General features: G+C 72.1%; 17 protein-coding genes, 1 pseudogene and 1 riboswitch. Of the genes and pseudogenes, 7 read left to right on the top strand and 11 right to left on the bottom strand.

From position 1 onward, the window contains the following. Positions 1 to 38 precede the first annotated feature (38 nt). Complete coding sequence (locus tag AB0O21_RS22920; protein ID WP_365173177.1) at positions 39 to 320, top strand: HPr family phosphocarrier protein; 282 nt, start codon at positions 39 to 41, stop codon at positions 318 to 320. Between the two features lie 335 nt (positions 321 to 655). Here the strand turns inward: AB0O21_RS22920 and AB0O21_RS22915 are convergent, their stop codons facing one another. The 4 genes from AB0O21_RS22915 to AB0O21_RS22900 all read right to left on the bottom strand — a co-directional run bounded on the left by AB0O21_RS22915 (position 656) and on the right by AB0O21_RS22900 (position 5,444). Further along, positions 656 to 1,333 (bottom strand): GntR family transcriptional regulator, encoded by a 678-nt coding sequence (locus tag AB0O21_RS22915; RefSeq protein ID WP_365173175.1) that lies wholly within the window; start codon positions 1,331 to 1,333, stop codon positions 656 to 658. Positions 1,334 to 1,504: 171 nt separating this feature from the next. Then, on the bottom strand, positions 1,505 to 2,308 hold the full coding sequence (locus tag AB0O21_RS22910) for a M23 family metallopeptidase (RefSeq protein WP_365173173.1): 804 nt from the start codon (positions 2,306 to 2,308) through the stop codon (positions 1,505 to 1,507). Positions 2,309 to 2,320: 12 nt separating this feature from the next. Then, a riboswitch (cyclic di-AMP (ydaO/yuaA leader) is annotated at positions 2,321 to 2,480 on the bottom strand. A 220-nt stretch (positions 2,481 to 2,700) separates the two neighbouring features. Next, positions 2,701 to 4,068, bottom strand: coding sequence for a pitrilysin family protein (locus AB0O21_RS22905; RefSeq protein ID WP_365173272.1), 1,368 nt, complete (start codon positions 4,066 to 4,068; stop codon positions 2,701 to 2,703). A 20-nt stretch (positions 4,069 to 4,088) separates the two neighbouring features. Next, positions 4,089 to 5,444 carry a pitrilysin family protein gene (locus AB0O21_RS22900; RefSeq protein WP_365173171.1) on the bottom strand — a complete coding sequence of 452 codons (1,356 nt, stop codon included), beginning with the start codon at positions 5,442 to 5,444 and terminating at the stop codon, positions 4,089 to 4,091. A 247-nt stretch (positions 5,445 to 5,691) separates the two neighbouring features. Here AB0O21_RS22900 and AB0O21_RS22895 point away from each other — a divergent pair, with 247 nt between their 5' ends. Together AB0O21_RS22895 and AB0O21_RS22890 are read left to right on the top strand one after the other, a co-directional pair. Then, the gene (locus AB0O21_RS22895) at positions 5,692 to 8,148 is read left to right on the top strand and encodes a DNA topoisomerase IV subunit A (RefSeq protein WP_365173169.1); all 2,457 of its coding nucleotides are present in this window, start codon (positions 5,692 to 5,694) and stop codon (positions 8,146 to 8,148) included. 94 nt (positions 8,149 to 8,242) lie between these two features. Next, positions 8,243 to 10,288, top strand: a complete 2,046-nt coding sequence (locus AB0O21_RS22890) for a restriction endonuclease (protein WP_365173166.1) — start codon at positions 8,243 to 8,245, stop codon at positions 10,286 to 10,288. A 27-nt stretch (positions 10,289 to 10,315) separates the two neighbouring features. Here AB0O21_RS22890 and AB0O21_RS22885 read toward each other — a convergent pair whose 3' ends face one another. Both AB0O21_RS22885 and AB0O21_RS22880 read right to left on the bottom strand, forming a co-directional pair. Further along, positions 10,316 to 11,380, bottom strand: coding sequence for a GTP-binding protein (locus AB0O21_RS22885; protein WP_365173164.1), 1,065 nt, complete (start codon positions 11,378 to 11,380; stop codon positions 10,316 to 10,318). 24 nt (positions 11,381 to 11,404) lie between these two features. Continuing rightward, the gene (locus AB0O21_RS22880) at positions 11,405 to 12,571 is read right to left on the bottom strand and encodes a citrate synthase/methylcitrate synthase (protein WP_365173161.1); all 1,167 of its coding nucleotides are present in this window, start codon (positions 12,569 to 12,571) and stop codon (positions 11,405 to 11,407) included. Positions 12,572 to 12,636: 65 nt separating this feature from the next. Between AB0O21_RS22880 and AB0O21_RS22875 the strand changes: the two genes are divergently transcribed. From AB0O21_RS22875 to AB0O21_RS22865, 3 genes are all read left to right on the top strand, one after another. Beyond that, positions 12,637 to 13,887: a citrate synthase gene (locus tag AB0O21_RS22875; protein WP_365173158.1), complete on the top strand. Its 1,251-nt coding sequence runs from the start codon at positions 12,637 to 12,639 to the stop codon at positions 13,885 to 13,887. Between the two features lie 637 nt (positions 13,888 to 14,524). Beyond that, positions 14,525 to 16,168, top strand: a complete 1,644-nt coding sequence (locus AB0O21_RS22870) for a sensor histidine kinase (RefSeq protein ID WP_365173155.1) — start codon at positions 14,525 to 14,527, stop codon at positions 16,166 to 16,168. Further along, on the top strand, positions 16,165 to 16,863 hold the full coding sequence (locus AB0O21_RS22865) for a response regulator (RefSeq protein ID WP_365173152.1): 699 nt from the start codon (positions 16,165 to 16,167) through the stop codon (positions 16,861 to 16,863). The genes AB0O21_RS22870 and AB0O21_RS22865 overlap by 4 nt, the downstream gene beginning before the upstream one ends. 4 nt (positions 16,864 to 16,867) lie before the next feature. Here the strand turns inward: AB0O21_RS22865 and AB0O21_RS22860 are convergent, their stop codons facing one another. The 3 genes from AB0O21_RS22860 to AB0O21_RS22850 form a co-directional block, all read right to left on the bottom strand. After that, positions 16,868 to 18,460 carry a cation acetate symporter gene (locus AB0O21_RS22860; RefSeq protein WP_365173150.1) on the bottom strand — a complete coding sequence of 531 codons (1,593 nt, stop codon included), beginning with the start codon at positions 18,458 to 18,460 and terminating at the stop codon, positions 16,868 to 16,870. Further along, positions 18,457 to 18,936: a DUF485 domain-containing protein gene (locus AB0O21_RS22855; protein WP_365173147.1), complete on the bottom strand. Its 480-nt coding sequence runs from the start codon at positions 18,934 to 18,936 to the stop codon at positions 18,457 to 18,459. The genes AB0O21_RS22860 and AB0O21_RS22855 overlap by 4 nt, the downstream gene beginning before the upstream one ends. A gap of 179 nt (positions 18,937 to 19,115) precedes the next feature. Continuing rightward, complete coding sequence (locus AB0O21_RS22850; protein WP_365173145.1) at positions 19,116 to 21,236, bottom strand: DNA topoisomerase IV subunit B; 2,121 nt, start codon at positions 21,234 to 21,236, stop codon at positions 19,116 to 19,118. A 448-nt stretch (positions 21,237 to 21,684) separates the two neighbouring features. Here AB0O21_RS22850 and AB0O21_RS22845 point away from each other — a divergent pair, with 448 nt between their 5' ends. Then, the gene (locus AB0O21_RS22845) at positions 21,685 to 21,918 is read left to right on the top strand and encodes a hypothetical protein (protein WP_243631750.1); all 234 of its coding nucleotides are present in this window, start codon (positions 21,685 to 21,687) and stop codon (positions 21,916 to 21,918) included. Between the two features lie 335 nt (positions 21,919 to 22,253). On the opposite strand, the pseudogene AB0O21_RS22840 reads toward AB0O21_RS22845, so the two are convergent. Beyond that, positions 22,254 to 23,060 (bottom strand): annotated as a pseudogene (locus tag AB0O21_RS22840) (serine protease); the annotation flags it as partial. Positions 23,061 to 23,169: 109 nt separating this feature from the next. Next, entirely contained in the window at positions 23,170 to 24,759 is a 1,590-nt protein-coding gene (locus AB0O21_RS22835) for an RNA polymerase sigma factor (RefSeq protein ID WP_365173143.1), read from the bottom strand. Positions 24,760 to 24,768 lie beyond the last annotated feature (9 nt).

Below are 24,768 nucleotides of genomic sequence, written 5' to 3'. Positions count from 1 at the left end.
TGGTCTAGACAACCCGTAAGAACCTGAAGGGCATCACCATGGCAGAGCGCCGCGTCAACGTCGGCTGGGCCGAGGGCCTGCACGCTCGTCCCGCCTCGATCTTCGTCCGTGCGACGACCGCTTCCGGCGTCCCGGTGACCATCGCGAAGGCGGGCGGCGACCCCGTCAACGCCGGTTCCATGCTGGCGGTTCTGGGCCTGGGCGCCCAGGGCGGCGAGGAGATCGTCCTCGCCTCCGACGCCGATGGCGCGGACGTCGCGCTGGACCGCCTCGCGAAGCTGGTCGAAGAGGGCCTGGAGGAGCTCCCCGAGACCGTCTGACCCTTCGGGTTCGCCACACCTCCCGCCGAAGCCGCGGCCCCCTCCCGGAGGCCGCGGCTTCGACATGTCCCGACCCGCCCCGCGTCCGGCGCGCACCCGTGAGCCGAGGCCGGGGACAATCCAGCCCCTCCGGCGTTTGCGGAGCGGGGTGCGGGGCGGAGCCCCGGCGGCGGAGCCGCACCCGAACCGTCGCGGAATTACCCGCGGCGAATTCACCTGCACCGCACACACGAAACCGACATCGGCGCCGGCACCGTCACCGGCACCGCGAATTCACGGAAATCCCGAATTCTGCCCGCGCCGCACCGGCATCCATCCTTTGTATACGGGCCCTGTTAATGCCGGGCACTCGAATTGTTTACGACAGGTTGCGAAGTGCTCACCGCCGCGCGGATCCGCAGCCGGTGCGCCCCCGTCGCGCGCTCCGCGTGGATCGCCGCCAGCGTCCGCGCCCGCTCCGCGTCACCCCGGGCCACCGCGTCCACGATCGCCCCGTGCTCGGCCCAGGACTCCACCGGCCGGGCCGGCGCCTCCACCGCGTACATCCACGCGACCTTGTGCCGCATCTGCGTGAGCAGCGCGATCAGCCCCGGACTGCCGGAGGCCTGCGCGAGCGTCTCGTGGAACCAGCCGCCCAGGGACCGAAGGTCCTCCCCCTGGCCCCGCCTGGCCCGCTCCTGGCCCAGCCTGACCAGCCCGCGCAGGACCTTGAGGTGCGCCTCGGTGCGCCGCCGCGCGGCCCGGGCCGCGGCGAGCGGCTCCAGCAGCATCCGCAGCTCCAGCAGATCGGCGGCCTCCTGCTCGGTCGGCTCGGCCACGCAGGCCCCCGCGTGGCGCCGCGTGGTCACGAACCCCTCGGACTCCAGGGTCCGCAGCGCCTCGCGGACCGGGACGCGCGAGACTCCGTACCGGCGGGCCAGGACCTCCTCGGTCAGCCTGCCGCCCGGCCCGAAGACCCCGGAGACGATGTCGTCGCGAATTGCCGTGCATACCGCGTGCGCAGGAATACGCAAGACCGAACCTCCGCCTATTTCCGACTCACACCCTCATTGGTGCCACTGCTGCCGCGACTCTATTGCAACACGGGATGATTTCCGAGAGCAGCCGGAAATGCGAAACCCGTGAAACACGAAGGCCCCGGCTCGGGGAGCCGGGGCCTTCGGTGAAGCGGGTGGTGCGCGGCGCTAGAGGGTCACGCCGTGCGAGCGCAGGTACGCGACCGGGTCGATGTCCGAGCCGTAGTCGGCGCCGGTGCGGGCCTCGAAGTGCAGGTGCGGGCCGCTGGAGTTGCCGGTGGAGCCCGACAGGCCGATCTGCTGGCCGGGGGTGACCTGCTGGCCGACGGAGACGCTCAGCCGGGACATGTGCCCGTACTGGGTGTAGGTGCCGTCGTTGTGCTTGATGACGACGTTGTTGCCGTACGCGCCGCCGTAGCCGGCCTCGACGACGACGCCGGCGCCCACCGCGTGGACCGAGGTGCCGGAGGCGGCGTGGAAGTCGATGCCGGTGTGGCTGCCGGAGGACCACATGCCGCCGCCCGCCTTGTACTGCGTGCTGACGTACGAGTCGTCCAGCGGGGAGACGAAGGTGTTGAGGCGCTTGCGCTCCTCCTCGCGGGCGGCGCGCTCGGCGGCCTCGCGCTCGGCCTTCGCCTTGGCCTCGGCGAGGCGCTTGGCCTCGGCGGCGCGCTGCTTGGCCTCGGCCTCGGCCTGCGCCTTGGCGGCGGCGTGGTCGGCGGCGCGCTGCTGGGACTCGGCCTGGTCGGCGATGTCGCCCGGGAGGTCCTCGGCAACGACGACGGCGCCGAGCGCGTTGTCCTGCGAGTGGTTGTTGGCGCCGCTGTCGGCGGCGAAGGCCGGAGCGGCCAGGGAGCCGACGACACCAGTGGTGGCGAGGGCGGCTATGCCGGCGTAACCGGCGGTCTTGCGGCTCAGACGGCTGGAGCCGCGGTGCTTGCCGGAGCCGGTGGGACGACTGCCAAACGCCATGAAGAGGCTGATCCTTTCCTTCCTTCTCGCCTACCGGGTTAGCTGACGGGTTCGGAGCAGGAAGGTCTCCTACGGGCCTCCTCTTGCGAGGCGGTCCGATTCACCCCAGGGACTGATGTGGGTCCCCGGCTCCCCAGGCTCGCGCCTGACGGGGACTCGGCGATCGCTGCCCGGTGCCGCGGATGCGGCGCGTACAACTGACGGACAGCACGGCCGACGCTAGGCGGATCATCAGTCAATCGCCAAACAGACACGCCCTTTTGTTGCGTACGCCACACCGCATATAAGCAACCTCATGACGAAACAGGCAAAAGGGACCCAGGCGGGCAAGCCGCCTGGGTCCCTCGAAGACGCGCCGGTCAGACGCCAGTTGGAGGTGTCAGTGCGTCACTTCAGTTGGTGACGACGCTCACGTCACCGATCCCGAGGGCCCGCACCGGCTCCTCGATCAGCGCCGCGTCGCCCACCAGGACGGTGACGAGCCGGTCCGCCGGGAAGGCGCTCACGACCGCCGAAGTGGCCTCCACCGTTCCGGTTTCGGCCAGTCGCGCGTACAACTGCGCCTGGTAGTCGTCCGGCAGCTCCTGCTCGACCTGGTCGGCGAGGGTGCCGGCGACCGAGGCCGCCGTCTCGAACTTCAGCGGGGCCACGCCCACCAAGTTCTGCACCGCCACGTCCCGTTCGGCGTCCGTCAGGCCGCCCTCCGCGAGGGTGCGGAGCACCTTCCAGAGGTCCTCCAGCGCCGGTCCGGTGTTCGGGGTGTCCACCGAGCCGCTGATGGCGAGCATCGAGGCGCCCTTGCCGTCCGCGGTGGAGCGCAGCACCTGGCCGAAGGCGCGCACGCCGTACGTGTACCCCTTCTCCTCGCGCAGCACCTTGTCCAGGCGGGAGGTCAGGGTGCCGCCCAGGCAGTACGTGCCGAGCACCTGGGCCGCCCAGACCCGGTCGTGGCGGTCCGGCCCGATCCGGCCGATCAGCAGCTGCGTCTGGACCGCGCCGGGCCGGTCCACGATGACCACGCGGCCGGTGTCGTCAGCGGTGATCGGCGGGACGGGGCGCGCCTCGGTGGTGTCGCCCGTCCAGGTGCCCAGGGTGTCCGCCAGGACGGCGTCCAGGTCGATGCCGGTCAGGTCGCCGACGACCACCGCGGTGGCGGTGGCGGGGCGCACGTGGGCCTCGTAGAAGGCGCGGACGGCGGCCGAGTCGATCCGGGCGACCGTCTCCTCGGTGCCCTGGCGCGGGCGGGACATCCGCAGGGTGGCCGGAAACAGCTCCTTGGAGAGCTGCTTGGCGGCCCGCCGCTGCGGGTTGGCCAGCTCGTGCGGGATCTCGTCGAGCCGGTTGCGCACCAGCCGGTCGACCTCGTTGTCGGCGAAGGCGGGCGCGCGCAGCGCCTCGGCGAGCAGGCCGAGCGCCTTGTGCAGCCGGGAGGCCGGGACCTCCAGGGAGACCCGCAGGCCGGGGTGGTCGGCGTGCGCGTCGAGGGTGGCGCCGCAGCGCTCCAGCTCGGCGGCGAACTCCTCGGCGGTGTGCTTGTCGGTGCCCTCGGAGAGCGCGCGGGCCATGATGGTGGCCACGCCGTCCAGGCCCTCGGGCTCCGCGTCGAGCGGGGCGGCGAGGTTGATCTCGACGGCGATCACCTGCTGGCCGGGGCGGTGGCACCGCAGCAGGGTGAGGCCGTTGCCGAGCACGCCGCGGTCCGGAGCCGGGAAGGCCCACGGCTTGGCCTCGCCGGCCTGCGGCTGCGGGTGGAAGGTCATCGTGACGGCTGCGGTGTCGCTCACTGCTCCGCCCCCTCGTTCTCGTCGCTCTCGTCGGACTCGGCGGACTCCTCGGAGCCCGGCAGCGGCTCGTAGACCAGCACCGCGCGGTTGTCGGGGCGCAGTCGGGCCGCGGCCACGGCCTGCACCTCCTCGGCGGTGATGTCGAGGACCCGCTGGACGGCGGTCAGCGCCAGCTGCGGGTCGCCGAACAGCACCGCGAACCGGCACAGTTCGTCGGCGCGGCCGGCCACCGTGCTCAGCCGGTCGAGCCACTCGCGCTCCAGCTGAGCCTGGGCGCGCTCCATCTCCTCGGCCGTCGGGCCCTCGGCGGCGAACCGCGCGAGCTCCTCGTCCACGGCCGCCTCGATGACGGGCACCTCGACCCCGCTGGAGGTCTTGACGTCCAGCCAGCCCAGCGAGGGCGCGCCCGCCAGGCGCAGCATGCCGAAGCCGGCCGCGACGGCCGTCTGGTCCCGGCGTACCAGGCGGTTGTGCAGCAGGGAGGACTCCCCGCCGCCCAGGATCGTCAGCGCCACGTCGGCGGCGTCGCACTCGCGGGTGCCGTCGTGCGGGAGGCGGTACGCGGCCATCAGCGCGCGCGCCGGAACCTCCTCCACGATCTCCTCGCGCAGCTGCTCGCCGATGATCTCGGGCAGCGAGCCGTCGCGGGGCGGCTGCTTGCCGTCGTGCGCGGGGATGGAGCCGAAGTACTTCTCGACCCAGGCCAGCGTCTGCGCCGGGTCGATGTCCCCGACGACCGACAGCACCGCGTTGTTGGGCGCGTAGTAGGTACGGAAGAAGTTGCGCGCGTCCTCCAGGGACGCGGCGTCCAGGTCGGCCATGGAGCCGATCGGGGTGTGGTGGTACGGGTGGCCCTCCGGGTAGGCGAGGGCGGTCAGCTTCTCGAACGCCGTGCCGTAGGGGACGTTGTCGTACCGCTGGCGGCGCTCGTTCTTGACGACGTCGCGCTGGTTCTCCATGGACTCGTCGTCCAGGGCGGCCAGCAGCGAGCCCATCCGGTCCGCCTCCAGCCAGAGCGCGAGCTCCAGCTGGTGGGCCGGCATCGTCTCGAAGTAGTTGGTGCGCTCGAAGCTGGTCGTGCCGTTGAGGGAGCCGCCGGCGCCCTGGACCAGCTCGAAGTGACCGTTGCCCGGAACCTGCTTCGAGCCCTGGAACATCAGGTGCTCGAAGAGGTGAGCAAGGCCCGTACGCCCCTTGACTTCATGGCGCGAGCCGACGTCGTACCACAGGCAGACCGCGGCGACCGGGGTCAGGTGGTCCTCGGAGAGCACCACGCGCAGGCCGTTGGCCAGCCGGTGCTCGGTCGCTGTCAGGCCGCCGGAGCCGGCCTGAGCTGTGGCCGTGTGACCCATGGGCATGTGGTCCCTTCGATCGCGATGCAGAGATTTCTGTCAGACCTGCCACTGTATGCAAGCGCGTCGCCCGCCGGATAAGTTCCCGGGTCACCTGGGTCGGAGTCGGCGTTGTCGGTGCGTCGGGCCACAATGGTCCGCGTCGTACCCGAGTCCCACCCGAGCACGACAAGCCAGACCACGCCAGACCAGTCAGATCCAGCCAGACCCCAGCACACCCCATTCTTGGTTAAGGAGCCGCGCAGCGATGGCCCGCCGCAGCACGAAGACCCCGCCGCCGGAGGATTTCGAGGAGAAGATCCTCGACATCGACGTCGTCGACGAAATGCAGGGCTCCTTCCTCGAGTACGCGTACTCGGTGATCTACTCCCGTGCCCTGCCCGACGCCCGGGACGGCATGAAGCCGGTCCACCGGCGCATCGTCTACCAGATGAACGAGATGGGCCTGCGCCCCGACCGCGGCTACGTGAAGTGTGCCCGTGTCGTCGGCGAGGTCATGGGCAAGCTCCACCCGCACGGTGACGCGTCGATCTACGACGCCCTCGTGCGCATGGCCCAGCCCTTCTCCATGCGGCTCCCGCTGGTCGACGGCCACGGCAACTTCGGCTCGCTCGGCAACGACGACCCGCCGGCCGCCATGCGTTACACCGAGTGCAAGATGGCCGACGCCACGTCGCTGATGACGGAGTCGATCGACGAGGACACCGTCGACTTCACCGCCAACTACGACGGCCAGGAGCGGGAGCCCGTCGCCCTGCCCGCTGCCTACCCGAACCTGCTGGTCAACGGCGCGTCCGGGATCGCGGTCGGCATGGCCACCAACATGCCCCCGCACAACCTCGGCGAGGTCATCGCGGCCGCCCGCCACCTGATCCGCTACCCGCAGGCGGACCTGGAGGCGCTGATGCGCTTCGTTCCGGGTCCGGACCTGCCGACCGGCGGCCGGATCGTGGGCCTGTCCGGGATCAAGGACGCGTACGAGAACGGCCGCGGCACCTTCAAGATCCGCGCGACGGTGGCCGTGGAGAACGTGACGGCGCGCCGCAAGGGCCTCGTCGTCACCGAACTGCCCTTCACGGTCGGACCCGAGAAGGTCATCGCGAAGATCAAGGACCTGGTCGGCTCGAAGAAGCTCCAGGGCATCGCCGACGTCAAGGACCTCACGGACCGCTCGCACGGCCTGCGCCTGGTCATCGAGATCAAGAACGGCTTCCACCCGGAGGCCGTGCTGGAGCAGCTCTACAAGCTGACGCCGATGGAGGAGTCCTTCGGCATCAACAACGTGGCGCTCGTGGACGGGCAGCCGCTGACGCTGGGCCTCAAGGAGCTGCTGGAGGTCTACCTCGACCACCGCTTCGAGGTCGTCCGGCGGCGCAGCGAGTTCCGCCGCGGCAAGCGGCGCGACCGGCTGCACCTGGTCGAGGGCCTGCTGGTGGCGCTCCTCGACATCGACGAGGTCATCCGGATCATCCGGGACAGCGACAACTCCGCGCAGGCGAAGGAACGCCTGATGGAGCACTTCTCGCTGAGCGAGGTCCAGACCCAGTACATCCTCGACACGCCGCTGCGCCGGCTCACCCGCTTCGACCGGATCGAGCTGGAGTCCGAGCGCGATCGGCTGACCGGCGAGATCGACGAGCTGACCGGGATCCTGGAGTCCGACACCGAGCTGCGCAAGCTGGTCTCCTCGGAGCTGGCGGCGGTCGCGAAGAAGTTCGGCACCGAGCGCCGTACGGTGCTGCTGGAGTCGGCGGGCACCGCGGTGGCGGCCGTTCCGCTGGAGGTCGCGGACGACCCGTGCCGGGTGCTGCTGTCCTCGACGGGCCTGCTGGCGCGCACGGCGACCGGCGACCCGCTGCCCGAGGACGAGGGCGGCGCCCGCGCCAAGCACGACCTGATCGTCTCGCAGGTCGCGGCGACCGCCCGGGCGGACGTCGGCGCGGTCACCTCGTACGGGCGGCTGCTGCGGCTGTCGGTGATCGACCTGCCGCAGCTGCCGGACACGCACGCCGCGCCGAACCTGGCGGGCGGGGCCCCGGTCTCCGAGTTCCTCTCCGGGCTGGAGGCGGACGAGAAGGTGGTCTGCCTGACCTCGCTGGACGAGTCCTCGCAGGGCCTGGCGCTGGGCACCGAGCAGGGCGTGGTCAAGCGGGTCGTGCCGGACTACCCGGCCAACAAGGACGAGCTGGAGGTCATCACCCTCAAGGAGGGCGACCGGATCGTGGGCGCGGTCGAGCTGCGCACGGGCGAGGAGGACCTGGTCTTCATCACCGACGACGCCCAGCTGCTGCGCTACCCGGCGGGCCAGGTCCGCCCGCAGGGCCGCCCGGCGGGCGGTATGGCGGGCATCAAGCTCTCCGACAACGCAAAGGTGATCCACTTCTCCGCCGTGGACCCGGCGCGGGACGCGGTGGTGTTCACGGTGGCGGGCTCGCACGGGACGCTGGACGACTCGGTGCTGTCCGGGAAGCTGACCCCCTTCGACCAGTACCCGCGCAAGGGCCGCGCCACCGGCGGTGTGCGCTGCCAGCGGTTCCTGAAGGGCGAGGACGTACTGGTCCTGGCCTGGGCGGGCGGTTCCCCGGCCCGCGCGGCCTCGGCGAACGGCACCCCGGCCGAACTCCCGGCCGTGGACCCGCGCCGGGACGGCTCGGGGGCGGCGCTGCCCGCGGCGGTCGCGACGCTGGCGGGGCCCGCGCTGTAGAAGACGGGAGGGGGTGTCCGGTCCGGGACCGGACACCCCATATGCCGACTAGTGTTTTCCCCCTGGCACTGGTGGGGTGGGGAGAACAGAGCTGATGAGTCGTCGGCCGGGCGGAGTGATCGGGGACTGGGCGGAGGCCCAGCGCCGGATGCAGCAGACGCAGGTGATCCAGCAGCGCCAGGCTGATCAGCGTCAGAGGGAGCTGCGGGCCGCGGACCGCCTGCACCGCGAGGCGGAGGCGCGTCGGCGTACGGAACTCATCGAGGCGGAGGTCGGGGCCCTCCAGGGCCTGTTGGCGACGGGGTGCCGGGCTCCGGCGTTCCGGATGGCCGGGCTGGTCCGGCCCGAGCAGGTCGATCCCTTCGTCCCGGGTGCGCTGGCTCATCCCGTACCCATGCCGCAGCTGCACCAGTTCCAGCAGCAGAGCAGCGGCTGGACCCTCGGCTCGAACCGCCGGGCGCAGGCGGAGCGCGAGGCGCACGCCCGGTACACCCAGGCCTGGCAGGCGGCGCACGCCGCGGAGACGCAGCGGCAGCAGCAGCTGGCGGCGTACCGGCAGCAGTACGACCGGTGGGCGGCGGAGCAGCTCGCCGGGATACGGGCGCACAACAGCGGCCTCACCGAGTTGGCCGCCGCCCTCCGGGCGGGCGGCGCGGAGGCGGTGGTGGAGTACTTCTCAGCCGCCCTGTACGCCTCGACCGCCTGGCCCGAGGCACTGCCGAGGCAGGTGACAGCCGCCTACGACCCGGGGCCACGCCAGTTGGTGCTGGACTGGGAGCTGCCGGGGTACGGGGTAGTGCCCGAGGTCAAGTCGGTGCGGTACATGCCGAGTACGGGCCAGGACAAGGAGACGGCCCGCTCGGCGGCGGAGCGGCGAAAGCTGTACCGGGACCTGCTGGCGCAGTGCGTCCTGCTGGTGGTGCACGAGTTGTACGCGGCGGACGAGTTCGGCGTACTGGACTCGGTGGTCGTCAACGGCTTCGTCGATGCGCACGATCCGGTGACGGGTCTGGAGGCCCGGCTGGTGCTCGCGACGGTGTCGGCGGCCCGAGCCGCCTTCAGGGGGCTCCGGCTGGAGCAGGTCAGCGCGGTGGACTGCCTGGTGGAGGGGTTGCGCGGCGAACTGTCCGCGAAGCCCGAGCTGCCGGCCCCGGTGCGCCGCCCCGGGCGCAGGCCCGACGAAGTGGGCGGCGGGGTCGTCAGCCACGGCGGGACCGTCGCGGGCGACGGGGACGAGCCGGATCTCTTCGAGATGGACCCGATCGACTTCGAGCGGCTCGTGGCGGACCTCTTCCGGGCGATGGGCATGGAGGCGGTGACCACGCAGCGCTCGGGCGACGGCGGCGTGGACATCGAGGCGAGGGACCCGGCTCCGCTCCGGGGCGGGCGGATCGTGGTGCAGGTCAAGCGCTACCGCAGCCGGCTCAACCCCGATGTGGTGCGCGAGCTGTACGGCACGGTCCAGGCCACGGGCGCGAACAAGGGCGTGCTGGTCACCACCGCGTCGTTCGGCGCCGGATCGTACGAATTCGCCGAAGGCAAGCCGCTGGAGCTGGTCCCCGGCGTGAAGCTCGTGGAGCTGCTGCACCAGTACGGGCTGCGCGGCCGCCTCGGCGGCGGTCCGGCGCAGCGGACTCCCGAGCCGGCCCCTTCGGCCGACCACAACGTGCTCGGCATGTCCTGGTCCGGCCCGGTCATGCTCGATGTGTGCGCGCTGGTGTGCGCGGGCAATCGGGTGCTGAGCGAGGAGCACTTCGTCTTCTTCAACAATCCGCGGACGCCGGACGGTTCGGTACGGGCCCGGGCGCACGCGGCGCCCGACAAGGCGGCGCTGGAGGTCTCCTTCGACGCCCTGCCGGCGCGGGCCGACCGGCTGGTCCTCGTGGCCGCGATCGACCCGGAGGCCGATCCGCACGCCGACCTGGCCGGGTTCACCGAGGCCCGGATCCGGCTGCTCGACGCGGCCGGCTCGGAGCTCGGGCAGCTGGAGGTGTCCGACGGCCGGGCCGGTGAGACCGCGCTGGTGCTGGGCTCGTTCCGGCGCCGGGCGAACGGCGACTGGGACTTCGTGATCGGCGGCAAGGGCTACCGGGGCGGGCTGGAGGACCTGCTGCGGGAGTTCGGCGTCGAGGTCGCCTAGTGCCGGTGAACCTTGCCGGTCACAGCACTAGGGAGTCTCCGCCTCCGCCGGGCGGGCCACGTACCGGAGCACCCCCCACATGCTTTCGGGGCGCGCCTCGTGCGGTGCCTCCTCCCGGCAGGCCTCCAGTTCGCGGAGCAGCCCCGGCCCGTCGGTGCCGGAGCCGATCAGGACGAGCTGGGTCAGGCGCTCCTCGCCCCGCCCCCAGGGGCCCGGAGCGAAGCGGAGGAAGCGGCCGACCGCGTGGACCTCGTACCGCTCGTCGTGCCCGGGGACGCCGAAGTGGACGAAGCCCTTGATCCGGTAGAGGCCGGCGGGGCGGCGGTCGAGGAAGTCGATGAACCGGCGCGGTGACAGGGCCTGTCCGGAGACGAACTCGACGGTGTCGTAGGCGGCGTGCGCGTGCGTGCGGTGGTCGTGGCCGTCGGCCTCCGCGAGCAGGTCCTCGAAGGAGAGCTGCCCCCGGGTCTCGGTCCAGGGGCGGCGGTCGAAGAGCAGCTCGGGGTCGATCCGCCCGTGCTCGGCGCCCACGACCGGGGTGCCCGGGGCGCACAGCGTGCCCAGCAGGCCCTCGATCCGGCCCCGCTCGGCCGCGTCCACCCGGTCGGTCTTGTTGAGCACCACCAGGTCCGCGACGGCGAGGTGCCGGTCGGTCTCCGGGTGCCTGGCCCGGGTGGCGTCGAACTCGGCCGCGTCCACGACCTCCACCAGGCCGCCGTAGCGGACGGCGGGGTTCTCGTTCGCGACGAGCATCCGGACCATCTCCTGGGGCTCGGCCAGGCCGCTCGCCTCGATGACGATCACGTCGATGCGGTGGACGGGTGCGGCGAGCTTCTCCAGGTACGCGTCCAGCTCGCTGCCGTCGACGGCGCAGCACAGGCAGCCGCCGCCGAGGGAGACCATCGAGTCGCCGACCTGGCCGGCCACCGACATCGCGTCGATCTCGATCGATCCGAAGTCGTTGACGACGACCCCGATCCGGGTGCCCCCGCGGCTCGCGAGGAGGTGGTTCAGGACGGTGGTCTTGCCGGATCCGAGGAAACCGGCGAGGACGACGACGGGGATGGGCGGGGCGGTCTGCCTGCTGTTCACCCGGTCGATCGTAGCCAGGGTCCGTCAGCCGAGCGGCGGCACGGGCTGCGGCGGGGTGGGGCCGGTGTACCGGGCGGCCGGGCGGATGATCTTCGAGTCGGCGGCCTGTTCCAGGACGTTCGCGCTCCAGCCGACCACGCGGGCGGCGCAGAAGGTCGGGGTGAACATCTCGCGGGGCAGCCCGCAGAGCTCCATGACCACGCCCGCGTAGAACTCCACGTTGGTGTGCAGTTCGCGGCCCGGCTTGAGCTCGGCGAGGATCTCCTCCACCTGCCGCTCGACCTCGACGGCGAAGTCGACTAGGGGGCCGCCGAACTGCCGGGCGATCTCGCGCAGCATCCGCGAACGCGGGTCCTCGGTGCGGTACACGGGGTGGCCGAAGCCCATGATCCGGTCCCCCGCGAGGACCCGTTCGCGGATCCACGGCCCGATCCGGTCCGCGGTGCCGATCGCGTCGAGGGTGTCGAGGGCCCGGCTGGGGGCGCCGCCGTGCAGCGGGCCCGAGAGCGCGCCGATCGCGCCGGTCAGGCAGGCGGCGACGTCGGCGCCCGTGGAGGCGATCACGCGGGCGGTGAAGGTCGAGGCGTTGAAGCCGTGGTCGATGGTGGAGATGAGGTACCGCTCGACCGCGCGGGCCCGGGCGGGATCGGGCTCCTGTCCGGTCAGCATGTACAGGTAGTTCTCGGCGTACGGGAGGTCGTCGCGCGGCTCGACCGGTTCCAGCCCCTGCCCCAGCCGGTGCAGGGCGGTGAGCAGGGTCGGTACGGCGGCGCAGGCGGCGAGCGCGTCGGCGGCCCGGCGCTCCGGGTCGATGTCGTAGACCGGGCGGAAGCCGGCCGAGGCGCCGAGCAGCGAGAGGCCGGTGCGCAGGCCGGCGAGCGGGCCGGAGAGCGCGGTGGCTCGGGCGAGGGCGGGGAGGGCGTCGCGCACCTCTTCGGGGAGCCGGCGCAGCGGGGCGATCTCGGCCGCGAAGCCGGCGCGCTCGGCGGCGTCCGCGGGCAGGGCTCCGCGGAAGAGCAGGTGCCACACGTCCTCGAAGCTGCGGCTGCCCGCGAGCTCGACCGCCGAGTACTGGCGGTAGTGGTAGAAGCCCTCACGGCCCCTGACGTCACCGAGTGCGGTTTCGGTGACCACGACTCCCGCGAGACCGCGGGGTACTTCGACGGTGGTGTTCATGGATCGACCATCCATGATGGATTGAATCCTTGTCAATATTGATTGAATCAACATGACGACGCCTCTGTAAGGTATGCGTCATGAGCGACGAGAGGGACGCCGGAACGGTCGGCGGGCGCAGGATCGGCACGCAGGAGGCGGCCCGGCTGCTCGGGGTGAAACCGGCGACGGTGTACGCGTACGTCAGCCGCGGCCAGCTCACCAGCCGCCGCGACCCGGTCGGCCGGGGCAGCAGCTTCGACGCGGCCGAGGTGGAGGAGCTGGCCCGGCGGAGCCGCCGCGAGGCGGCGGCCCCCGCGGGCGGGGAGCTGTCCGTGCGCACGTCCCTCACGCTCATCGAGGCCGACCGGTACTACTTCCGGGGCGTGGACGCCGTGGCCCTGGCCTCCCGGTACCGCTACGAGGAGGTGGCCGAGTGGCTCTGGACGGGGGCGATCGGCCGGGGCGCGCGGTTCACGTCTCCCCCGGAGACCCTCGCAGCGGCCCGGCGGGCCGTCGCGGCCCTGCCCGAGCACGGCGGTCCCCTCGACCGGCTGCGGGTGGCGGTCGCGGCCGCCGCGGTGGCGGATCCGCTGCGCTTCGACCTGTCCGAGGAGGCCGTACTGGGCTCCGCGCGCTGTCTGATCCCCACGCTGGTCGGCGCACTGCCGGAGGTGGGCCCCGCCCAGTGGGCCGGGGACGGCCGGATCGCCCGGCAGCTGTGGTCGCGGCTGACCGCGCGGGAGCCGGACCCGGACGCGCTCGCCGCGCTGGACCTGGCGCTCTCCCTGCTGGTCGACCACGATCTGGCGGCCTCGACCCTGGCCGTACGGGTGGCCGCCTCGGCGCGGGCCCATCCGTACGCGGCGGTGTCGGCGGGACTCGGCGCCCTGGAAGGGCCGCTGCACGGCGCGGCCGGACGGCTCGCGCACCGGATGCTGGTGGAGGTGCTGGAGCGGGGCGGCGCCGCACCGGTGGTGGCCGAGTACCTGCGGGCGGGCCGCCGGGTGCCGGGGCTGGGCCACCGGCTCTACCGGGGCGAGGATCCGCGGGCGCGGGCCCTGTTCGCGCGGCTGGAGGGCCTGGCGCAGGCCGCTCCGGCGCTGGGCGCGGCGCGGGAGGTGGCTGCGGTGATGGCCCGGCAGGGCGGGCTGCACGCGAATGTGGACCTGGCGCTGGCGGTGCTGACGGTGTCCTGCGGGATGGAGGCGGAGGCCGGGGAGACCGTCTTCGCGGTGTCCCGGACGGCGGGCTGGATCGCGCACGCGCTGGAGGAGTACCAGGAACGCCCGCTGCGCATGCGGCCGAGCGGCCAGTACCAGGGCCCCCGCCCGCCACAGCCGATGCCGTGACTCCCCGGCGGCACCGGCCCCGGACCATGGCGGTGGGCCGGGCAGGCCGCCCTAAGGCTGCCCCGGGGCGCCCAGCGGGCTGTGCCCAGCGGTCGGCGACGGCCGCCCGCGCGGGCGGAGTGTTCGGCGGCCCCCTGCCGCTCCCCCAGCGCCGCCAGGGCCATCGCACGGAAGCTCGCGAAGATCTTGAAGAGGTAGTCCGGACGCAGCGGTTCGGCCCGGCCCAGCACCTCGCGGTCCTCCTCCGCCCGGCCCGCCGCGGCCAGAGCGGCCCGAACGCCGCGTTCATCTCCCGGAACCGAGGCGCGGACTCCGCGAGCCGCCCCTGGCTCGCCCGCAGCGTGGCGGTCGCCATCGCCGGCTGCCCCTCGACGTGGGCCAGGCTCACCGCGGCGAACTCGGTGCACCGCTCCACGACGGCGTGCGCTCCGGTCGAGTTCGGCTCCCGGGCGAGGGCGAGCGCCTCGCAGGCCGCGCGCCACACGGCCGGCCACTGCCGGACGGCACAGTGCAGCCGGAACCGCCCGGCGGCGACGCCCACGGCACCCTCGTCGAGCAGGGGCGCCACCGGGATGTGACAAGGGCGGCGCACCGGGGACGTTCCGCTCGTGCCGGAGCCGACCTACCGTTGGTATCCATGCGGTTCCCCCTCACCAGCGCTCGACGCCTCGGGCTGCCCAGACGGGCCGTCTCCCAGATCCTGCTGACCCAGCTGGCCATCGCCGCCGGAGTGGTGGCGCTGGCCACCGGGCTGTTCCTGGCACCCCTCGGCGCCCAGCTCGACGACCAGGCCATGCGGCGCGCCCTGGCCATCGCCCAGGGCGCGGCGGCGGACCCGAACCTGGCCGCCGACCTCCTGGATTCCCGGGCCACGGCGGACAGCCCGGTGCAGGCCTCGGCCGAGCGGCTCCGCCGGGCCACCGGGGCCGAGTACGTGGTCGTCCTCGACCTGGACGGGATCCGCCGCTCGCACCCCAGCCCCGACCGCATCGGGCTGCCCGTCTCGACCGACCCCAGCGAGGCACTGGGCGGCCGCGAGGTCATGGAGATCGACGAGGGCACCCTCGGCCGGTCCGCCCGCGGCAAGGTCCCGCTGATCGCAGCCGACGGAGAGATCATCGGGGCCGTCTCGGTCGGCATCGCCTACGACGGCGTCCGCGACCGGCTCCTCGGCGCCATCCCCGGTCTGCTCGCCTACGCCGGCGGCGCCCTCGCGGCAGGCGCCCTCGTCGCCTACCTCCTCTCCCGCAGGATCCACCGCCAGACCCGTGACCTGGCGTTCTCCGATATCGCCGGCCTGCTCGCGGAACGCGAGGCGATGCTGCACTCCATCCGCGAAGGCGTGATCGCCCTCGACCGGCACGGCCGGGTCCGCCTGGTCAACGACGAGGCCGCCCGCCTCCTCGGCCTCACCCCGCACTCCCCCGGCTCCCCGGGCGCTCCCGGCGCCGCGGGCGGCTTCACCGGACGCCCGCTGGACGAGGTGATCGGCGCGGGCCGCACCGCCGACGTGCTGTCCGGCCGGGTCACCGGCCGGGACCTGCTCACGGTCCAGGGCCCCCGCGTCCTGGTCGCCAACCGGATGCCCACCGAGGACGGCGGCGCCGTCGCCACCCTGCGCGACCGCACCGAACTGGAGCACCTGAGCCGCGAGCTCGACTCCACCCGGGGCCTGATCGACGCCCTGCGCGCCCAGGACCACGAGCACGCCAACCGCCTCCACACCCTCCTCGGCCTGCTGGAGCTGGGCCTGCACGAGGAGGCGGTGGAGTTCGTGACGGAGGTCGTCGGCGTGCACCGCACGACCGCCGAGCAGGTCACCGAGAAGATCCACGACCCCCTGCTGGCCGCCCTCCTGGTGGGCAAGGCGACCGTGGCGGCGGAGCGCGGCGTGCCCCTGCGCCTGGCCCCGGCCAGCCTCCTCCCCGACCGCCTGGTCGACCCGGGCGGCCTCGTCACCATCGTCGGCAATCTGGTGGACAACGCCCTGGACGCCTCCGTCGGCTCGGCGTCGCCGCTGGTCGAGGTGGAGCTGCGCGCCGAAGGCCGGTCAGCGGTCCTGCGGGTGCGCGACAGCGGCCCCGGGGTGCCGGCCGCACACCGCGAGGAGATCTTCACCGAGGGCTGGTCGACCAAGCAGCCCGAGGCCCACCGCGAGCGCGGGCTGGGTCTGGCCCTCGTACGCCGCCTCGCGGAGCGGCAGGGCGGCAGCGCCCGGGCCGGCGGGGCAGCGGACGGAGGGGCGGAGTTCTCCGTCGTACTCCCGGAGGCCCTGCGATGAAAGAGACCCCGATTCACGTATTGGTCGTCGACGACGACGTGCGTGTTGCCCTGATCAACGCGGCCTACGTGGCGAAGGTTCCCGGTTTCCGCGTGGCGGCCCAGGTCCATTCCGCCGCCGAGGCACTGGAGTTCCTCACGGCGCATCCCGTGGACCTGGTCCTGCTGGACCACTACCTGCCCGACGAGAACGGCCTGGACCTCGTGCGCCGGATGCGTCAGCTCGGCCACGGCACCGACGTGATCATGGTCACGGCCGCCCGCGACCTCGCCACCGTCCAGGCCGCCATGCGCCTCGGCGCGCTCCAGTACCTGGTCAAGCCGTTCACCTTCGCCGGCCTGCGCTCACGCCTCGAGGCGTACGGCGCCCTGCGCCGCACCCTGGACACCGGAGGCGAGGCCGAACAGGCCGAGGTAGACCGGATCTTCGGGGCCCTGGCCGCCGCCGGCTCCCCGAACGAGCTCCCCAAGGGCCACTCCCCGACCACCGCGGAACTGGTCCGCCAGGTCCTGCGCTCCGCGGAGGGCCCGCTGTCCACCCAGCAGATCGCCGACCGCGCGGGGATCAGCCGGCAGACCGCCCAGCGCTACCTGAAGCTCCTCGACCGCGCCGGCCGCGTCACCCTGGCCCTGCGCTACGGCGAGACCGGCCGCCCTGAGCACCGCTACACCTGGCTGCCCTCCGAAGGGGCGTGACGGCTCACACCGCCCCGGCTCCGGTCAGCGAACGGACCTCGGTCTCGGCGTGCTTCGCCTCGTCGGGCTCCTCCGCCGAGGTGACCGTGCCCAGCCAGCCCGCCAGGAAGCCCAGCGGGATCGAGACGATCCCCGGGTTCTGGAGCGGGAAGTACTGGAAGTCCACCCCGGGGAACAGCGATTCGGCGCTGCCGGACACCACAGGCGAGACCAGCACCAGCAGCACCGCCGGGACCAGGCCGCCGTAGACCGACCAGACCGCTCCGCGGGTGGTGAACCCGCGCCAGAACAGCGAGTACAGCAGCACCGGCAGGTTGGCCGAGGCCGCCACCGCGAAGGCCAGCCCCACCAGGAAAGCCACGTTGAGGTCTTGGGCGAGCAGCCCGAGGGCGATCGCCACCGCCCCGATCCCGACGGCCGCGACCCGGGCCACCGCGACTTCGCTGCGCTGCTTGGCGTGCCGCCGCTTGAGGGAGGCGTACAGGTCGTGCGCGACGGAGGCGGAGGAGGCCAGGGTGATCCCGGCGACCACGGCAAGGATGGTGGCGAAGGCGATGGCGGCCACGAAGGCGAAGAGCACCGTGCCACCGGTGGAACCGGCGCCGCCGCCGAGGAAGGCCGCGAGCAGCGGGACGGCCGTGTTCCCGGAGGCGTTCGACGCCCGCACCGCGTCCGGCCCGACCAGCGCCGCCGCCCCGAAGCCGAGGACGATGGTCATCAGGTAGAAGCCGCCGATCAGGCCGATCGCCCACACCACCGAGCGGCGGGCCGCCCGCGCCGTGGGCACGGTGTAGAAGCGCGACAGGATGTGCGGCAGCCCGGCCGTCCCGAGGACCAGGGCGAGGCCGAGGCTCATGAAGTCGACGCGGGCGGTCCAGTCCCCGCCGTACTTGAGCCCCGGGCCCAGGAACCGGGCCCCGTGGCCGCTGCGTTCGGCCGCACTGCTGAGCAGCGTGTCGACGTTCCCGTGGAAGCGCAGGAGCACGAGCCCGGTCAGTGCGATCGCCCCGCCCATCAGCAGGACGGCCTTGACGATCTGGATCCAGGTCGTGGCCCGCATCCCGCCGAAGGACACGTACACGACCATCAGCGCCCCGACCCCGACCACGGCCAGGGTCCGGGCCCCGGTGCTGGAACTCCCCAGCAGCAGGCCCACGAGGCTGCCCGCGCCGACCATCTGCGCGACGAGGTAGAGCACGGAGACGACGACCGAGGAGGTACCCGCCGCGATCCGCACCGGCCGCTCGCTCATCCGCGCGGCAACCACGTCGGCGAGAGTGAAGCGACCGCAGTTTCGGACCAGTTCGGCGACCAGGAACAGCACGACGAGCCAGGCGACGAGGAAGCCGACCGAGTAGAGCATGCCGTCGTAGCCGAAGAGGGCGATCAGCCCGGAGATGCCGAGGAAGGAGGCGGCGGACATGTAGTCGCCCGCGATGGCGAAACCGTTCTCCAGCGGCGAGAACAACCGCCCGCCGGCATAGAACTCCTCTGCCGACCCGTGCCGGTTGCGGCTGACCCAGGTGGTGATGCCCAGGGTCACCGCGATGAAGACGCTGAACAGGATCAGCGCGAGGCTCTGGTGCTCGGTGGTCACCGGCCGGTCCCCCTCGCGCGGGTCCGCTGCTGGTCGCGCTCCTGCTCGAAGACGGTCCAGCGCAGGTCGAGCGCCGCCCGGTCCCGGCGCAGCCGCGCGTGCCGGGCGTAGGCCCAGGTCAGCAGGAAGGTGCTGAGGAACTGGCCGAGCCCCGCCAGCATGGCCACGTTGACCGCGCCGGCCACCGGCCGGGCCATCACCCCGGGTGCGACGGTGGCGGCGACCACGTAGGCCACGTACCAGAGGAGGAAGCCCGCCGTCGCGGGGACGACGAACCCCCGGTAGCGGCTGCGAACCTCCTGGAAGGCGGCGCTGCGCTGCACTTCGCGGTAGATGTCGGACGCACCGGGGGCCTGGCGGGCGTGGGGTGCGTCCGACCGCTCGTTCTCGCTCTCACCCCACCCGACGGCCAGCGCGTCGTACCAGGGGTCGTCGAGCCGGATCGTTCCGGCATCGGGACCATCGTGCTTGTCCACCGAACTCTCCTTGTCCGCCGCCGCATTGGCCGCGTGCCCACAAGGATGGGCGGAAGCGTTCGTTTCAAGACTGGTGTCCGGGTGCTCTTCACTCCTTCAGGTGACGGAGTGAAGAGCACCTCATCCACAAGCCGAGCCGGGCCGAGCCAAGCCGAGCTGGACCGAGCCGGGCGGACGCGTCAGGCGTCGATGCGCGAGCGGTCCAGGGTGGCCGCGGAGCTCGTGATGAACTCCTTGCGCGGGGCGACCTCGTTGCCCATGAGCAGGTCGAAGACCGTCTCGGCCGAGTCCAGGTCGCCGATGTTGATCCGGCGCAGGGTCCGGAAGCGGGGGTCCATGGTGGTCTCCGCCAGCTGGTCCGCGTCCATCTCGCCGAGGCCCTTGTAGCGCTGGATCGAGTCCTTGTACCGGATGTTCTTGCGCTGGTACTCCAGCAGGGTCTGGCGCAGCTCGTTGTCCGAATACGTGTACACGTACTTGTCCTGGCCCTTCTTGGGCTGGACCAGCTCGATCCGGTGCAGCGGCGGCACGGCCGCGAAGACCCGGCCCGCCTCGACCATGGGCCGCATGTACCGCTGGAAGAGCGTGAGCAGCAGGCAGCGGATGTGCGCGCCGTCGACGTCGGCGTCGACGAGGAGGACGATCTTGCCGTAGCGGGCGGCGTCGATGTCGAAGGTCCGGCCCGAGCCGGCTCCTATGACCTGGATGATCGCTCCGCACTCGGCGTTCTTGAGCATGTCCGAGACCGAGGACTTCTGGACGTTGAGGATCTTGCCCCGGATCGGCAGGAGCGCCTGGAACTCCGAGTTCCGGGCGAGCTTCGCGGTGCCGAGGGCGGAGTCGCCCTCGACGATGAAGAGCTCGCTGCGGTCCACGTCGTCGCTGCGGCAGTCGGCCAGCTTGGCGGGGAGCGAGGAGGACTCCAGCGCGGTCTTGCGGCGCTGCGCCTCCTTGTGCTGGCGGGCCGCGATCCTGGTCCGGGCAGCCGCGACGATCTTCTCCATCACGGCGCGGGCCTGCTGCTTGTCGTCGCGCTTGGTGGAGGTCAGGAAGGCCTTGAGCTCCTTGGCGACCACGGCGGCGACGATCCGGGTGGCCGCCGAGGTGCCGAGGACCTCCTTGGTCTGGCCCTCGAACTGGGGCTCGGCGAGGCGGACGGTGACGACGGCGGTCATGCCCTCCATCGCGTCGTCCTTGACCACGTCGTCCTCGGCGACGCGCAGCAGCTTCGCCGAGCGCAGCACCTCGTTGACGGTCTTGGTGACCGAGCGCTCGAAGCCGGAGACGTGGGTGCCGCCCTTGGGGGTGGCGATGATGTTCACGAAGGACTTGACGCCGGTCTCGTACCCGGTGCCCCAGCGCAGGGCGATGTCCACGCCGAGCTCGCGGGTGACCTCGGTGGGGGTCATGTGGCCGCGGTCGTCGAGGACCGGGACGGTCTCCTTGAAGGTGCCCGTGCCGGTCAGGCGCAGCACGTCGCAGACGGCCTTGTCCTGGGCGAGGTAGTCGCAGAACTCGCTGATGCCCCCGTCGTAGCGGAAGGTCTCCTCGGTCTTGCCGGCGCCGTCGATGCCGCGCTCGTCGCGGACCACCAGGGTCAGGCCGGGGACGAGGAAGGCGGTCTGGCGGGCGCGCTGGTAGAGCGTCTCCAGGGAGAGCCGGGCGTCCTTGAGGAAGATCTGGCGGTCGGCCCAGTAGCGGACCCGGGTGCCGGTCTTGCCCTTGGCGATCCGCTTGACCTTGCGCAGCCCGTTGGCGGGGTCGAAGGGGCTGTCGGGACCCTGCTCGGTGAACATGCCCGGGACGCCGCGGCGGAAGCTGATGGCGTGCGTGGAGCTGCCCCGGTCGACCTCGACGTCCAGGCGGGCGGAGAGGGCGTTGACCACGGAGGCGCCGACGCCGTGCAGGCCGCCGGAGGCCGCGTAGGAGCCGCCGCCGAACTTTCCGCCGGCGTGCAGCTTGGTCATGACGACCTCGACTCCGGACAGGCCGGTCTTGGGCTCGACGTCCACGGGGATGCCGCGGCCGTTGTCCCGGACCTCCACGGAGGCGTCCTCGTGGAGAATCACCTCGATGTGGTCGCAGTAGCCGCCCAGGGCCTCGTCGACGGAATTGTCGATGATCTCCCAGAGGCAGTGCATGAGGCCCCGGCTGTCCGTGGAGCCGATATACATGCCGGGGCGCTTGCGGACGGCCTCCAGCCCTTCGAGGACGAGCAGGTGCCGCGCGGTGTAGTTGGAACCGTCCCGGTCTGCTCCGGACAGCAGCGCGCTGGAAGGCACGGACGTGTCGGCGGTCACGCAGTTCGCTCCTCGCTGAATTTCTTTTCTGGCCCAGTCGGGCGCAGGGGTGGCTCGGGTGCCGGTCGAAGGGTACCGAGGCCAGGTAGAGCCGATGCAACGCCACCCTCGCGCGTTCCTCAGCCTAGTCCAGATCCGTACGGGTGTTCGATCCCCCGTGGGAGTGAAGCAAACATCACGTTCCCTTCCGCGCATGAACCATTTAGGGTTCGGGCACGTCCTCATGAACAACCTGGCACTCTCGCCGGGGGAGGATGGAACTGCGACAAGCGCACGACTGACAACGCGAAACCGTAAAGCAACGCAATACGGCTCCTTCGCCGCCAACCGGCAGCAGCCGGCCAGCTTCGGAAGGAAGTTTCGAGGAAAAGCCGCGAGCGGGAACGTTTTCGGCCTGGTTGGATGTTGACCCTGGTACGACAGCTCGTCGAGCTAGAGAAGAGGCGACGTGACTACTGTTCTGACACCCGCGACCCCGCTGACGGCCGCTGACCGATGCGACCGTTGCGGCGCCCAGGCATATCTGCGCGTCGTCCTGCTGAGCGGCGGTGAACTGCTCTTCTGCGCCCACCACGGGCGTAAGTTCGAGCCGGAACTCAAGAAGATCGCCGCGGAAATACAGGATGAGACCGAGCGGCTCACGTCCGCTCCGGCTGCCAATGCCGACACCGAGGACCGCTGACACAGGCCTGTACCTCGCATCCGACGAGCCAGGACCGGCCATGCCGGTCGACGGGCGGCATCCCTGAGACCCAGGGGGCCGCCCGTCCTCACGTCCACGGCCCCGGGCCGCCCGCCCGATCAGGACCGCCGGCCTTCGGTGCTTCCCACGGGGACGGCTTCCCAGGCCCGCTCGGCCCGCTCCCGGCGTGGCTCCCGCGCACGCGCTGGGACCGGCTCATCCGTTCGATAGCCCTCCACGGGCCCTGCTGCCGGTACGGAGCCCCTCCGGGCACCTACCGCGACGTCCTGGGCCCCGCCTTCCCGCACGGCCCTCTGCGGGCCCGTGACGAACTCGGCCAGCGGGGCGATCCGCGTGTACACCCCGGGACTGTCGGCGCGTCCGCAGCCGCGCCCCCACGACACCAGCCCGATGAGCCGGCCCTTCGCGACCAGCGGGCCCCCGCTGTCGCCCTGGCACGCGTCCTTGCCGCCCGCGCCGTCCCCCGCGCACACCATGGAGTCGGCACGGTACTGACCGTCGGCGTCCCCCGGGTACGCGCGCCCGCAGACCTCGTCCGACAGCACCGTCACCCGTGCCGCGCGCAGGGCGTACGCGTAGTCACCAAAGCCGCTCGTGTCGCCCCAGCCGTACACGGCCGCCTCGGTCCCCGCCGCGTAGGCGGTGTCCCCCGGGCCGGCCATCGGGAGCACGTGCTGAGCGGGAACCGGCTCGGCGAGCTCCAGTACGGCGAGGTCGCCGGCGTTGCTCCCGGTGTCGTAGGCCGGGTTCACCCGGGCCGCACGCACCGCGATCTCCCTGCCGTCCGTCGCGCGCAGTTCCGTACGACCGGAGACCACCCGGAAATCGGGGACGGACTCGACGGGGCCGCCCAGCACCTGGCTGCCCAGGCAGTGCGCCGCGGTCACGACCGTGGTCGGGGCGACGACGACGCCCCCGCAGAACTGCCCGCCCCGCGTACCCCCGAACCGGTCACGGCTGGCGAGGGCCACCACCCAGGGGCTGTCGGCCACCTTCACCGGCTTGCCGCCGATCACCACGCTGTCCGCGGCCACCGGCGGCGCCTGGGCCAGCGGGCCCACGGCCGCTCCCGCCACCAGGGTCAGCGCCCCCGCCAGAGCACGGGCAAAGGGACGACGCATGAGGCCTCCTGACTCCGAGTGTGCATGACTCCACCCAGAGTGGGATGACCTGTGGCCGTGCGCACCCGCGCACGGCCACCGGCGTACGGTCCCCCGCGTCGCCTACCGGTCAGTCCAGGTAGTCGCGCAGCACCTGCGAACGCGACGGGTGACGCAGCTTCGACATCGTCTTCGACTCGATCTGACGGATCCGCTCGCGCGTGACGCCGTAGACCTTGCCGATCTCGTCGAGGGTCTTGGGCTGGCCGTCCGTGAGGCCGAAGCGCATCGAGACCACGCCGGCCTCGCGCTCACTCAGGGTGTCCAGCACGGAGTGGAGCTGCTCCTGCAGGAGCGTGAAGCTCACGGCGTCGGCCGGTACGACGGCCTCCGAGTCCTCGATGAGGTCGCCGAACTCGCTGTCGCCGTCCTCGCCGAGCGGGGTGTGCAGGGAGATCGGCTCGCGGCCGTACTTCTGGACCTCGATGACCTTCTCGGGGGTCATGTCGAGTTCCTTGGCCAACTCCTCCGGGGTGGGCTCGCGGCCCAGGTCCTGGAGCATCTGGCGCTGGACGCGGGCGAGCTTGTTGATGACCTCGACCATGTGCACCGGGATGCGGATGGTGCGGGCCTGGTCGGCCATGGCGCGGGTGATCGCCTGGCGGATCCACCACGTCGCGTAGGTGGAGAACTTGTAGCCCTTGGTGTAGTCGAACTTCTCGACCGCGCGGATCAGGCCCAGGTTGCCCTCCTGGATCAGGTCCAGGAAGAGCATGCCGCGGCCGGTGTAGCGCTTGGCGAGGGAGACCACGAGGCGGAGGTTGGCCTCGAGGAGGTGGTTCTTCGCCCGGCGGCCGTCCTCGGCGATGATCTCCAGCTCGCGCTTGAGCTTCGGTGCCAGCTTGTCGGAGTTCGCCAGCTTGTCCTCGGCGAACAGGCCCGCCTCGATGCGCTTGGCGAGCTCGACCTCCTGCTCGGCGTTGAGGAGGGGGACCTTGCCGATCTGCTTGAGGTAGTCCTTGACCGGGTCGGCGGTGGCGCCGGCGACCACGACCTGCTGGGCGGGGGCGTCGTCCTCGTCGTCGGAGATGACGAAGCCCTTGTTCTCGCCGCCCTCCTCTTCCTCTTCGGCCTCGGCCTTCGCGGCGTCGGGGCCCTCCTCCGCGGCCTCCTCGTCACCGGCCTCGTCGCCGTCCTTCTTGGCGGCGGTCTTCTTCGCCGCGGTCTTCTTCGCGGCGGTCTTCCTGGCCGGCGCGGCCTTCTTGGCCGCCGTCTTCTTCGCCGCCGTCTTCTTGGCGGCGGGCTCGGCTCCGGGCTCCTCCGCGAGAGCGTCCGCGGTCTCCGGGTCCACCGTCCCGGCCGCCGGGGCCGCGGCTTCGGCGCTGCTCGCCGTCGTCTTCGCCGCCGTCTTCCTGGCTACGGGCTCGGTGGCCGTCCGCTTGGCCGGGCTCTTCGCTGCGACGCTCTTGCGGGTGGTGCGCTTGGGCGACTCCGCGGCACTGACCATCAGCGTCACACCCTCTTCCTCGAGGATCTGGTTGAGGCTGCGCAGAACATTCTTCCACTGGGTCGCAGGAATCTGGTCAGCCTCGAAGGCCCGACGCACGTCATCGCCGGCGATCTGCCCCTCGGCCTTGCCCCGCTCGATGAGCGCCATCACAGACTCGGAATCGGCGATCTCCGGCGGGAGCGTACGGGATGTGCTGGCCGACACGAACAACCTCTCGGA

It is taken from the genome of Streptomyces sp. NPDC091371 (assembly GCF_040684275.1).
GTDB lineage: Bacteria > Actinomycetota > Actinomycetes > Streptomycetales > Streptomycetaceae > Streptomyces.
This window is presented reverse-complemented; position numbering and strand designations above follow the sequence as displayed.